This window comes from Sphingobacterium sp. B29 (assembly GCF_001952815.1).
Classification (GTDB): Bacteria; Bacteroidota; Bacteroidia; order Sphingobacteriales; family Sphingobacteriaceae; genus Sphingobacterium; species Sphingobacterium siyangense.
Genome location: NZ_CP019158.1, coordinates 5,211,313 through 5,223,186, shown reverse-complemented (window position 1 = coordinate 5,223,186; position 11,874 = coordinate 5,211,313). Strand labels below are relative to the sequence as shown.

The window sequence follows — 11,874 nt, the reverse complement described above, 5'->3', positions numbered from 1 at the left end:
GGGTCGAATAGTTGATTGTATGGTTAATCATACCGCAAAACTATCCACCTGCTCCCGATAAGCCGATTAGAGGGGCCTTAGAAAAAAATTAGAATTTTATTAGAATAATGAACGATGGGGGATATCAATGCTAAAAACACTTCCAACGCCTTTTGCCGAGCGGACGCTGATCTCGCCTTGATGGAGAAGCACGATTTTTCGGGTAAGCGATAAACCGATACCATTTCCCTCGCTATAATCTTTGTTGCTTCCACGATAGAATGGCGTGAATATATTGGGCAGATCGACCGGGTCAATGCCTATTCCGTCATCTTTAAATTCCAGCTGAATCCTATTTTCATCCGCCTTGATAGCGATTAGGCATTTTTGATTGGGTGAAAATTTACAGGCATTTTCAATGAGGTTGACAAAGGCGACCTGCAATAGATACTCATTTGCATTGATGGATAGAAGTTTTTCATCTTCAATCGCCGGATCGACAAAAATGTCGAGTTTATAATTTGGACTTGACTGAAGAACCTGCTGGCATGCATCAATTAGTAGTTCGTCTATACGTAAGGTTTTAAACGCGATTTCTGAGCTGTCGTAACTTGCTTTGGCAAAATCAAGTAAGCTATTAAATAACTTCTTCAGTTTCTGTGCATCATTGAGCGTATTGTCGATGACAGTTTTATACTCCACTATGCTACGGTCCTTATTGGCAGAAATCTCGAGTTCTGCAATCATGGCGGCCAAGGGGGTTCTTAGCTCATGCGAGATATTGGAGACAAAATGCTTTTGGGCATCAAAGGAGTTCTCGAGGCGGTCAAGCATCGCATTGAATGTGCTGGCCAATTCGGAAAGCTCGTCTTTATTTCCGCTACTCGTAAGCCTGGCATCCAAACTTGTCGCAGAAATGGTTTTTACACGTTGTGTCATTTCCAGGATAGGTTGAAAGACCTTTTTGGAAAAGAATATTCCTGCTGCATAGATCAGAAATATAGACAAAATGAAAACCAAAAGAATGGTAGATAATAGACTATTCAGTTTATTGTAGCCGTATTGATCATAAGCTGCGGCTGTGATGATGTAAGTTTTGTCTTTGTACGGAAAGGTTATGCCGATGACCTGCCATTTTTCCTGATAAAATCGTATTTCTTTATTTTTGAGAATATCCTGCAGCATGGCTGGTGTCTCTTTGACAAAGTCGATATCTACGGCATCATGATACAAGAGGTCAAAACGGGTGTCGTAAATTGCCACCTCGACTTCGTTGAGGATTTTTCGGTTGTTGTGGTAGATATCTTCTAAGGTCTTTTTGTCGACTTTTGCATTCAAAAAAAGGTTTGCTTTGGTGTAAGCTTCTTTTTTCAATAGGGCGTAAAATTCTCTTTCCCGATTCTCCACCGCTGAAAAATATACTGTACAGGCAAATACCAGCAATATGGTGGCTGTAATCAGCGTGAACAATATGGAGATTCGTGTCCTGATTCGCATTAGTCTTGTTTTAGAATAAAGCCCATTCCGGATTTGGTATGGATATATCTGGTCGCAAAATCTTTGTCGATTTTTTTACGTAGATAGTTGATGTAAACATCAATGAAGTTGGTTCCGGTGTCGAAATGCGTTTCCCACACTTTTTCAGCAATTTCCATTCTGGAAAGGACACGCTCGGGATTCTGCAATAAATAATGGAGTAACTTGAACTCTTTGGGGGTCAAATGGATTTCGACAGTATTCCTTTTGACGCTTTTGGTATGGAGGTTCATTTCCAGGTCTCCATAACGCAAAATTGTTCCCGTGAGTGTATCTTGTTTTTGATATCTTTTGAGCAGGACTCTGATGCGGGCTAGGAGTTCGCGCATTTCAAAAGGTTTGACCAGATAGTCATCCGCTCCGGCGTCAAACCCCTCAATTTTATCGTCTGTAGTTCCTAATGCTGTTAACATGATAATGGGGACATCGGGTTTGAGATGACGAATTTCTTTGCAGAGATCCAATCCATCCATCTTGGGGAGTACGATATCGGTTATGATAAGATCAAAGTCGTGTTGTAAGGCCATTTTCTTTCCAGATATGCCGTCGTAGGCAATAGCTGTTTGAAATTCATTTTCATCAAGTCCGCGTTTGATCAATCCTGCGACACGTACGTCATCTTCGACTAGGAGAATCTTCATATAAAGAAAAACGTTAAAAACTTCGATGAATCGAAGTTTATCTATGATACCAAATCATGGGCTATCCATGCATTGTCCCTACAAATGTATCAAACTACGCTAAATTTACACGGATATGCAAATAAAACTTTCTACACGGTCCTGCGATGACATCACTTACCCAATGTCTGTTATTGATCGTAGAATAGGACTACTTTTGGAATTTTAAAAATGAATGGAAAAAATATGTTGATTATTTTCAAATTGATAATCAACAGTCCAGCCTTGATACCGGGCGATTTCGGTAATAATTGCCAATCCTAAACCGCTGCCTTGGCTGTTTTTCGAAAGTTTGGAAAACCGTTTGAATAAAAGTATTTTATCTAAGGGCATTGAACCGGGGTTATATACCGTTAAAGAAGTTTGATTGAGATGTACAGCAATTGTATCATTGGCATTGCTGTAACGTATGGCGTTCAGGAGTAGGTTGTTGATCAGAATTTCGGTCAGACTGCTGTTTCCTGTCAGCAGCACCGACGGTTGGATCTCCTGTTGCAGTCGTAGCTGTTTTAGCTCCAAATGTTCTTGCATGACTTCAATACTTTGTGTAACAAGCGAGTCCATGCTGATTTTTTCGGAATGATCGAATTGACTGTTGTCAATCTTTGCGAGCAGCAGCAGGTTGCGGTTGATTCGCGTGCTACGTGAAAGCGCTTTATGCATATCTTCAAAGAGCTGGTACTGCTCATCGCTTAGATCAGGATACTGTAATAAGATATCTAGCTTATTTTTTAGGATTGCCAAGGGTGTTTGCAATTCATGGGAAGCATTTTCAGTGAATTCCTTTTGTGATCGGTATACGGCCAGGTTTTTTTCAAGAAGTTTGGATAAGGATTGATTAAGCTCGTAGAACTCTATGGTGTCCGTTTGCTGAAAGTCAACCTGTTGTTGACTATTGAGATTAAATGCCTTCAATTTATCAACGGTATCTCGAAATGGTTTCCAGAGCCTAAGTGATATTTTTCTGGAGATAAAAAGTAGACCAATGACCAAGATAACAAAGAAAAACAGGGTCGTTGCGGCGATAGCGGCAATAGTCTCTACGGATTCCTCAATATTTGTTTGTACGGTAAAACGATAAGGTGCACCGTTGATCTGAATAACAGATGATAGGCATCTAAATCGGTCAATTGTCTTTGGCTCGACAAAAGGCTGCGGTTTTTCGATGGTATATACGCTATCTTGCAATAAATCGCCCGGTTTTACGCGATGTATATTGGTTTCAGGTTGTATGGTATTCCATAAAGCGATGCTGGCTTGGAGGCTGTCTTCGGAGAGTTTTAAACTGTTCAGCTCGTAGGTCGTTTTTTTGACGATAATTTCGTTATGTTCGTCTAATTCACTTTTCCATATCCCGTCGATTACAAAATAATAAACAGGAATACTGACACCTAGTACGATCAATACATAGAGTAGAAATGGGGTTGTTATTTTGCTCAGTAGGGGTTTCATCTCACTATTTTAATTTTCCCATTTGTAGCCCGTACCGTATACTGTTTTGATATAAGATTGACTTCCGGCGTCCTGTAGTTTCTTTTTTAAATTTTTGACATGAGCATAGACAAAGTCATGGTTATCGAGCATATCAGCAATGTCGCCAGACAAGTGTTCCGCTAAGGTGCTTTTTGAAATCACTTTATTTTTATTGCCGATAAAAAACATCAGCAGATCGAACTCTTTTTTGGTCAATACAATAGGAAGATCATTGACAATAACAGTTTTTGCAAGTAGATCAATCTGTATTTCATTTTGCACAACAATATTTGAGCTGTTGAATTGTTTCCGACGGATCAGGGAATAGATTCGTGCTGTGAGCTCAGATAAATGGAAAGGCTTCGTTAGATAATCGTCGGCCCCCAGTTGTAGTCCATGAATTTTGTCGTCCAGTGCATTTTTTGCAGAAATGATGATCACACCGTCCTGCTTTCGCTGCGTTTTCAACTCTTCGAGTAGTTTTAGACCATTTCCATCTGGTAGACCGATGTCCAGTAAGATACAATCGTACTGATATAACTGAATTTTGTCTAGAGCATCCTGTAAAGTTGGCGCAAATTCGCATAAATACTGTTGCTCGCTAAGGTATGTTGCGATGCTTTTGGCCAGCTCCAATTCGTCTTCTATGATCAAAATCTTCATGTGGTAAAGATAGAATTTCAATTTAGTAGAAATTTAGAATTTATTTCGCAATGATCTATCAATTTTGTTCATTTTTATTTCTTGTCCTACGACAAGTGTAATCGCTATTGAAACGTGTAATTTTAGTATAAATCAGTTATTTAGTGTTTAAAAAAAAATCAAAACGAAATGGATAAACCGAAATCATTAAAATTAGAAATTATCATTCCTGCTTATCGCATGCACAGTCAAATTTTTCTAAATGCGTTGGATGGCGTTTCGGAAGAAGATGCATTAAAACGAATTGATGGACAGACCAACCATATCGTATGGATGGCGGGTAATTTTGTAAATGTGCGTTATGCTATGGCCCATGTTCTTGGGCTTCAGGAAAATGATCCTTACCATGAGCTATTTTTTATGGGAAAGACACTCGATGAAAGTTATCACTATCCCAGTGTGCTGGAATTAAAAGAAAATTTTATATCGATATCACCGAAAGTCTATGCTGCTTTGCTGCAAGTGGACGATACGCAGCTGGCTGAACTATTTAAAATTAATATGAATATCCCTTTTATTGAAGAGGATAAGCTAAATTTCGTAGGGATGTGTATCGGCCGGGAGGATTATCTGGCCGGTCAGATTGCCTTGATGCGAAGGATGCTGCACTATCCGGGCATGAAATACGATATTGACGAAAAAATCCAGTACTAAAAATAGAGACTCAAGATCGGCCGCTGCTTAAAACGTCCGATCTTGAGTTTTTTAAGTATGGACCTGGTCGCATGATCTGTCTGCGCTGAGAAGTCAATACGTTGGTTATACCTAGAAATAAGGTTTACTCGCTACCTTTTATCGTCAATATAACACCTGAATATTTCTCGTGGTCTTTACCGATATAGAGCAGATCGACTTTTTTTGTCGCAGCATCCTCGAGCTGTTTTTTCAATAGATTTAAATCCATTTTTTCTGTTTTTTCCTGCCATTCATCGGTCGATTGAGGCTTGAACGAAGCGATGTTCTTCATGTCAAAAAGTGCGGAATTTGTGTCGAGCTGCTTTGAACGATGTATAAAAATAGTGTCACCCACGATTTTATCTATTTTTATCCAACCTGCGGGAAGTCCATCAATGCTGTTACCATCCTGATCGGTAAAAAAAGTAGCACCATAAAGCTGTCCTGCCTTTAGTTGCTTCAAATTATCGATCATCTGACCCACTGCTTTTTCCTGTTGTTGATTTCCCAATTTATTCTTAACGCCATAAATAACTGCCCAGATAAGGATTGCCGCAGTGACAATAAGAAATCCTTTCCATAACTGAAAATAGGGGATACTATATTGACTTTTGAACGCTTTGATCTCTGCTTTTAATTCATCTGAGTAATTCCGTGCGTGAATCAATTTTCCCTGTTCGTCGTAAAGTCTGGAAAGTTTGACAAATCCACCGCCAAAAGGTAGGCCTATAAACCGACGGGCCGGTGTAATAATCTGCAAGGTGAAATTTCGTGGCGCGTTTTCTTTTTTTTAAGGTTGCTGTTACCGTTTTTTCTGCTAATACAAAGTCGTAGATACTGAAAATAAAAAACATAGTCTGTCGTGATTTTTTAATAAAGAACTGGGGGAAGGATTCCGACCAGTTCGACTTCATGAGAAATGAAGCATAAAAGCAAAATTAAAAGAAATAAATAAAAATCCATAAAAAGACCCGGGCATTGCAAGAAAATTTCGATTTTTGAAGGGTACATTTTTGAAAAGCAATAAGATCAAATTGATTTAATACGCTGTGCCTTTCAGGAGGCTGACAATATAAACCGAAATGTGCTGTATAAAATATGATAAACCTAAAACTGAGTTTTATTTTGATCTGTGTAACAAGTGTTGTTATGGGGCAAAAAATGGATAAATCAAAATTGGATAGCACCATTGCAGGCTATTACAAGGACCCGACAGCTCCGGGGATTAGCTGTGCAGTTAGCCAAAATGGTCGTCTTATTTATCGTTATGCAATTGGGCTTGCAGATTTGAAGGAAAAACGTGCAATCACATCCAGCTCACATTTTCGCCTGGCATCGGTAAGCAAACAGGTGACTGCACAGGCGATATATACCTTAGTGATTCAAAAGCGTTTAAAATTAGAGGACCCATTGGCTCTTTTTTTTTAAAGATCTGCCAGTCGCGCTGAAGGATATTACTGTTGCGCAGCTTCTGCAACATACATCCGGAATCTGGGACTATGAAGAGCTTATTCCGAAAGAGCGGAAAGATCAGGTATCGGATAAGGATGTGCTGAAGTATATCCGGCAGACCAATCGTTTATATTTCCCTTCGGGAAGTCAATTTCGCTATAGCAATACAGGCTATTGTCTTTTATCGCTGATTGTCGAGCAAGTGGCAAAAAAATCCTTTGCTTCATTTGTCAAAAGTCAATTGTTTGAACCCCTAGGCATTAGCAAGGGAATGGTCTATGAACCGGGCGCGACGGTTGATGAACGAGTCTACGGTTATCATCCGACGGAAGGTTCCTACCTGTTTGCCGATCAGAGTGTGACGAGTGCGACACAGGGGGATGGGGGTGTTTATCTCTCTGCCGAGGAATATCATACATGGGCCAATTTTTTGGTAAAAGATCGGTTAATACAGCCGGGACTGGAGCAATTGTTCGGTCAAATGGCCTACCCGGTAAAGGATGGAATAGCGTATCATTTCGGCTGGTTTATTCAAAAAAATGCAGGTCATAAAATATTGTTTCATTCAGGTGAATCTACCGGGTTTCATCATATCGTATATATCGATGTACAGAAAGACCTTGTGGTTTCACTTTTTAGCAATCGTGATGATTTTATGATCGGTGAAGCCTTTGATGCCATCCTTAAAACAATGGGTATCAGTAAACCGGTATTGAATGGACAGCATCGCTCAACTTTTGCATGGTTGAACGGAGTATATGCGAATGAGTGAAAGAGGGACGCGGATTGAAATAAGCATAAACAACAAATCGTCACAGCTCCACCTGCGACGATTTATTGTTTATGAAGAGACCTACTTTAAAAAGTCGGGCGATTGATAGGCCGGATTGGGATAGGTATAGAACCCTTCCCCAGTAGCGACGCCCAATTTGTTTTTGTCTATAAAATGCTCTTTGAGATAGGCCACTGTTTTGATCTTTAAAGGGTCATTTGTTGCTTCGGCGCTCATTTTATTGATATTATAGGCTGTTGTGATGCCAACGATATCGAGTATGCCGAAGGGGCCTGTTGGCGCTCCAGTGGCAACCATCCAGGTTTTGTCGATCGTTTGGGCATCCGCCACTTCGTTGACCAAAAGATCCGTTGCCGCCGAAAGTAATGGTACAAGCAAGGAGTTTACAATATAGCCAGGCTGCTCCTTATGCAGCGGTAGGGCAACCATGCCAATGGATTTTGCAAAGTTTACAACCTGCTCAAATACCGCTTTGTCTGTACCCGGATGGCCCATAATTTCTGCTGTATTGTGCTTCCAGATTTCATTGGCAAAATGTAGCGCCAGGAACTTCTCGGGACGACCGGTTTCTTGGGCAAATTGACTTGGCAGCAAGGTTGAGGAGTTTGTGGCAAAAATGGTTTTCTCCGGAGCTACTTTCGCTAATTCCTGATAGAAACCAATTTTAATGGCTGGGTTTTCGGGAACGGCTTCGATAAGAAGATCTGCTTTTGCTACCGCCGCGGCAAGATCTGAACTATAGCTGAGCCTGTCAAAGGTTGAAGCCAGTTGTTCTTTACTCGCATGAAGATCTTTCTCGAATGCCTGCGCCAAAATATCGAATTTTGCTGCAGCTTTTTTTAATACATCGTCGTTGATGTCGTATACGGTGACATGATAGCCATGAAATGCTGTTTGGAAAGCGATTTGATAGCCTAAAACCCCACTGCCAGCTATCGTTATATTTTTAAAGTCCATGATGTTATTGTTTTTTCAATTCGTAAAAATCTGCGCCACGGAACCATGGCGCAGGCTGTGATTCTTATCCTTTAATTCCTTTTAACCAATCTTTGAATTTGGTGATCTGCTCTGTCAGGAAAGATTCATGGTCTTCTTGTTCCTCAGAACCGATAGGTAGGATATGTTCAAAATAAGTGCCTTTTAGCATTTTACGTAGTAAGCCTTCGCCCACAAATGGTTTGTCATCATTTAATGTTTTGGCTGCTTTCAAAAGATGGCGGATGTCGTATTGTAGGGGATTGATATCCGGAACCTGCTTGTTTAAGTTCAGCAGTTCATATACCGCAATACGTGCGGTACGTACCGAGCTTTCCATGGTAAAGACAACGTCGTTGTTGGTTTCGACAAACTGACCGATCAAGCCCAGGTTTTTACATCCTTCAGGTACGACTCTCGGACGATCGCCTTTTGCTCTTGGCATAAACATCGAGGTGATGTAAGGCATGAATGTCGTACGCACAATCGTATTTTTGATGACATCGTCCAGTTGGTCGATAATGCCCAAATGGTGACATAGTTCGGCTAGAATTTCATCTCCGGTACATTGTGGCATTGGCTTTTTGATGTAATTTCCTTCTTTATCCATAAATAAGGCATATACCCACAACACAAGAACATCATCCGGTTGGCCAGGGAAGTGTGGCTGTCTATTACAGGTGAAACTCATCAACCAATTGGAATCGGTAATGGTAATAATACCGCCAGTAACAGTTTTGCCGGAATAAGGGTCGTTGACGGAATATTCTTTTAATTTTTCGACTAAAGCCGAAGGTTTACATGTCAGGGTCGCAGACTCCCATGCTGATTTTTCGATGTTACTGCAGAACTTTTCGGGTTTACCAAAGATGGCGGATTTGGCAGCCAGATTTTTCCAGAGTTTCCAGCCTGCACTTTGACCGCTGCTGCTGTTGTCGATAGCGATGATCGGTGCATTTTTGTTGTCCCCGTAGAAGGTATCTTCTGTCATTGATCCGGTTGTCACAATGACGAAGTCGTCTTTTCCGATTGGAATTTTTACTTCTTTGCCATCTTGTTCGGTAATCAGGGCCTCCACAACTTTTCCATCGGTATTGCTTTGGATATCCAGGTCTTTAACCAATACATTGAATCGAATGTTTACACCTTTGCTTTGAAGTACTTTACGCAAAGGGGTTACAAAGGTGTCGTATTGATTGTATTTCGGAAATACAAGGGATGAAAGATCATTCAATCCGTCTATCGCATGTAAAAAGCGGTGCATGTACAATTTCAGCTCAAGTAAACTATGCCAGTTTTCGAAAGCGAACATGGTACGCCAGAAGGTCCAGAAATTGCTGGATAAAAATGACTCGCTGAAGTAGTCTTCGATGGTTAAGTCATCTAGATCTTCTTTATTTTTGAGGAGCAATCGAATGATGGCCAGCTGATCCAATTTACCCAAGCCAAACTTGCTGAAATCTTTTATCTCACCAAGTTTATGAATAAGCCTTGCTTTGGAGTAGTTGGAGTCGTTGTCATTGATCAAGCGGTACTCGTCCAGAACACTGTAGGGGGCAGGCATTTCCAATGCAGGAATGTCCTGAAACATATCCCAAAGATTTTCGTAGGTCATATCCATTTCCCTACCACCGCGGATGACATAGCCGTCGGTTGCATTACCGGCGCCATCTAACGAGCCGCCTTCCACATGGAGCTGTTCAAGGAATGTGATGTTTTCAGCAGGAACATGACCATCACGTATAAAATAGTAGGCGGCAGACATCCCTGCTATACCACTTCCGACGATGTAGATTTTACTGTCTTTATATGATTTTGGTGGAATACCTTTATTGCGTTGATAATTTCCGATCTGATCAGAAAAGGGCATCGATTTTTTCGGTGTGTTACGTTGTTGTTCTTTGCTTGAATCAGGTTCATGATTTACATTTCCATATTCAGCAGATGCATTTAATACTTTGTCGAATTTTGAGGTGATTTCTTTCATGATTCTTATGTTTTTTAATTCTTGAGTAAAGTTACTAAGACCACCTTAATCATTTGTGCCCTCAAATTCGCTATTGTTCTACCGAATTTCCTCTATCTACATATTTTGTCGCTTTCTGTATTCAGAAGGCGATAAGGTGGCGTATTTTTTGAAAAAACGACCAAATGCGGAGATGGAATTAAATCCGATTTCATAAGAAATTTCTGAGATTGTCTTTTCGGGATTCCCGAGTAGCACATAGGCTTCTTTAAGTACATGCTCATCAATAATTTCATGTGGCGTTTTACCTGATGCTCTTTTAACAACCTGAATGAGGTATTTGTTTGAAATAAATAACTGGTCGGCGTAATATTGTACCTCTTTGTATTGGTTGCTATGTCGCTGAACCAGGTCTATAAACTTATAGAACAAGTTGTTGGTCTCCTGTACACTCTCCATTGTATCTTGGTCTTTAGATGCCAGTTCGTCAGCGATTTCTAACAGGAGATTGAAAATAACCGTGCGGATGATATCTGCTGTAAAATGCGTTGTTCTTAAAGTAACTTCTTTGAGGTAGTCTATTAATTTTAAGAGCTTGTCAATTTGTTTGTCTTGGGAAATGACAATGGTAAAGGTCGAATTTTTAAAAAGCCCCAGTTGTTCGATAAAGAATGGATTGACAATATGTTTAAGCAGGAATGCTTTATCAAAAAAGAGCAGCTTCATTCTAAAGTCGGGGCTGACCTGCGAAAACCGGAAAATTGTTGTTGGGGCGGATAAGAGGATGTGATTTGTCGAGATATGGTATTCCTGATTGTCTACCTGAATATTGATATCGCCCGCCGTACAGATACAGATGGCATAATAATCAATACGAAAAGCATTGCTTGGGTATTCAAAAATTGGATTTCCAGAAGAAATATAATAGGGGCGGTGGCAATTTACGCCAAAGAATGATAAGGTATCTTGAAGACTTTCGTGTGTGTGATAAGTTGTTTTTACCTTAAACTTCATTGACTTTTTGTTCGGTTTGGGCATATACAGTTCCTATTGTTTTAAATATTCGAATGGGCTTTGTTTATTCGGATGCTGTCCGTTTGAGCATGAGTTTTTCTGTGGCAATATCGTCTTCTATCCCGACGAAGAAACTTTTGAATCCGAATTTGCTCAGTAGTCGTCTCGATGCGGTGTTATCGGGATCAATGATACCAATCACATCTTTGCCTGGATTTAATGTTGTGGCAAGGGCAAGCATCGACTCGCAAATCTGTGTTCCCAGCCCCTTTCCCCAATGTTCTTTGCGGAGCAAATAGCCAATTTCGAATACACTTGGATCTTTTTTGTAGTTAACAAGCTTACAGTCGCCTAAAAGCTTTAGCGTATCCGCTTCGATTACTTTAAAATAGCCCAAATCAGGATCCTGGTTGATTTCTAGAATAGAATCGAATTTTTTCCGGGCCTGCTCTTCGGACAATCCTTTGCCGGTAATGTATTTCATGACATCATCCCCTTTAACCAAGTCGTGGAAAGCGTCAAAATCTTCCGGGAGATATTTTTTGAATAGAAGTGTGTTGTACATGGCTAATGCGTTTATTTACAAGATAAGGTTGTTTTCTCTGAAATCAAATTATCGGAACCTAAAT

The 11,874-nt window shown here is 40.3% G+C and carries 12 protein-coding genes; 3 read left to right on the top strand and 9 right to left on the bottom strand.

Going from position 1 to position 11,874, the window contains the following annotated elements; genetic code table 11:
* Positions 1 to 99: 99 nt before the first annotated feature.
* The 4 genes from BV902_RS22445 to BV902_RS22430 all read right to left on the bottom strand — a co-directional run bounded on the left by BV902_RS22445 (position 100) and on the right by BV902_RS22430 (position 4,331).
* The gene (locus BV902_RS22445) at positions 100 to 1,476 is read right to left on the bottom strand and encodes a HAMP domain-containing sensor histidine kinase (protein WP_075993861.1); all 1,377 of its coding nucleotides are present in this window, start codon (positions 1,474 to 1,476) and stop codon (positions 100 to 102) included.
* The gene (locus BV902_RS22440; RefSeq protein ID WP_075993860.1) at positions 1,476 to 2,156 is read right to left on the bottom strand and encodes a response regulator transcription factor; all 681 of its coding nucleotides are present in this window, start codon (positions 2,154 to 2,156) and stop codon (positions 1,476 to 1,478) included. Before BV902_RS22440 ends, BV902_RS22445 begins: the two co-directional genes overlap by 1 nt.
* Before the next feature lie 204 nt (positions 2,157 to 2,360).
* On the bottom strand, positions 2,361 to 3,647 hold the full coding sequence (locus BV902_RS22435; protein ID WP_075993859.1) for a sensor histidine kinase: 1,287 nt from the start codon (positions 3,645 to 3,647) through the stop codon (positions 2,361 to 2,363).
* 9 nt (positions 3,648 to 3,656) lie between these two features.
* The gene (locus BV902_RS22430) at positions 3,657 to 4,331 is read right to left on the bottom strand and encodes a response regulator transcription factor (RefSeq protein ID WP_075993858.1); all 675 of its coding nucleotides are present in this window, start codon (positions 4,329 to 4,331) and stop codon (positions 3,657 to 3,659) included.
* A gap of 168 nt (positions 4,332 to 4,499) precedes the next feature.
* On the opposite strand from BV902_RS22430, the gene BV902_RS22425 reads away from it, so the two are divergent.
* Positions 4,500 to 5,024: a hypothetical protein gene (locus BV902_RS22425; RefSeq protein WP_075993857.1), complete on the top strand. Its 525-nt coding sequence runs from the start codon at positions 4,500 to 4,502 to the stop codon at positions 5,022 to 5,024.
* Between the two features lie 124 nt (positions 5,025 to 5,148).
* Here BV902_RS22425 and BV902_RS22420 read toward each other — a convergent pair whose 3' ends face one another.
* The gene (locus tag BV902_RS22420; RefSeq protein ID WP_075993856.1) at positions 5,149 to 5,805 is read right to left on the bottom strand and encodes a hypothetical protein; all 657 of its coding nucleotides are present in this window, start codon (positions 5,803 to 5,805) and stop codon (positions 5,149 to 5,151) included.
* Positions 5,806 to 6,143: 338 nt separating this feature from the next.
* On the opposite strand from BV902_RS22420, the gene BV902_RS28405 reads away from it, so the two are divergent.
* Together BV902_RS28405 and BV902_RS22410 are read left to right on the top strand one after the other, a co-directional pair.
* Positions 6,144 to 6,473, top strand: coding sequence for a serine hydrolase domain-containing protein (locus BV902_RS28405; protein ID WP_083663734.1), 330 nt, complete (start codon positions 6,144 to 6,146; stop codon positions 6,471 to 6,473).
* A 4-nt stretch (positions 6,474 to 6,477) separates the two neighbouring features.
* On the top strand, positions 6,478 to 7,269 hold the full coding sequence (locus BV902_RS22410) for a serine hydrolase domain-containing protein (RefSeq protein WP_083663733.1): 792 nt from the start codon (positions 6,478 to 6,480) through the stop codon (positions 7,267 to 7,269).
* Positions 7,270 to 7,350: 81 nt separating this feature from the next.
* Here BV902_RS22410 and BV902_RS22405 read toward each other — a convergent pair whose 3' ends face one another.
* From BV902_RS22405 to BV902_RS22390, 4 genes are all read right to left on the bottom strand, one after another.
* The gene (locus BV902_RS22405) at positions 7,351 to 8,247 is read right to left on the bottom strand and encodes a 3-hydroxyacyl-CoA dehydrogenase (RefSeq protein WP_075993853.1); all 897 of its coding nucleotides are present in this window, start codon (positions 8,245 to 8,247) and stop codon (positions 7,351 to 7,353) included.
* Positions 8,248 to 8,311: 64 nt separating this feature from the next.
* Positions 8,312 to 10,252 carry an oleate hydratase gene (locus BV902_RS22400; RefSeq protein ID WP_070567013.1) on the bottom strand — a complete coding sequence of 647 codons (1,941 nt, stop codon included), beginning with the start codon at positions 10,250 to 10,252 and terminating at the stop codon, positions 8,312 to 8,314.
* 96 nt (positions 10,253 to 10,348) lie between these two features.
* On the bottom strand, positions 10,349 to 11,245 hold the full coding sequence (locus BV902_RS22395; RefSeq protein ID WP_075994934.1) for a helix-turn-helix domain-containing protein: 897 nt from the start codon (positions 11,243 to 11,245) through the stop codon (positions 10,349 to 10,351).
* Positions 11,246 to 11,309: 64 nt separating this feature from the next.
* On the bottom strand, positions 11,310 to 11,810 hold the full coding sequence (locus tag BV902_RS22390; protein WP_075993852.1) for a GNAT family N-acetyltransferase: 501 nt from the start codon (positions 11,808 to 11,810) through the stop codon (positions 11,310 to 11,312).
* Positions 11,811 to 11,874: the final 64 nt, after the last annotated feature.

Coding starts and splice junctions, on each gene's coding strand:
- BV902_RS22430 (WP_075993858.1), bottom strand. CDS start 4,331: ATGAAGATTTTGATCATAGAAGACGAATTGGAGCTGGCCAAAAGCATC.
- BV902_RS28405 (WP_083663734.1), top strand. CDS start 6,144: ATGATAAACCTAAAACTGAGTTTTATTTTGATCTGTGTAACAAGTGTT.
- BV902_RS22395 (WP_075994934.1), bottom strand. CDS start 11,245: ATGAAGTTTAAGGTAAAAACAACTTATCACACACACGAAAGTCTTCAA.
- BV902_RS22440 (WP_075993860.1), bottom strand. CDS start 2,156: ATGAAGATTCTCCTAGTCGAAGATGACGTACGTGTCGCAGGATTGATC.
- BV902_RS22425 (WP_075993857.1), top strand. CDS start 4,500: ATGGATAAACCGAAATCATTAAAATTAGAAATTATCATTCCTGCTTAT.
- BV902_RS22400 (WP_070567013.1), bottom strand. CDS start 10,252: ATGAAAGAAATCACCTCAAAATTCGACAAAGTATTAAATGCATCTGCT.
- BV902_RS22435 (WP_075993859.1), bottom strand. CDS start 3,647: ATGAAACCCCTACTGAGCAAAATAACAACCCCATTTCTACTCTATGTA.
- BV902_RS22405 (WP_075993853.1), bottom strand. CDS start 8,247: ATGGACTTTAAAAATATAACGATAGCTGGCAGTGGGGTTTTAGGCTAT.
- BV902_RS22390 (WP_075993852.1), bottom strand. CDS start 11,810: ATGTACAACACACTTCTATTCAAAAAATATCTCCCGGAAGATTTTGAC.
- BV902_RS22445 (WP_075993861.1), bottom strand. CDS start 1,476: ATGCGAATCAGGACACGAATCTCCATATTGTTCACGCTGATTACAGCC.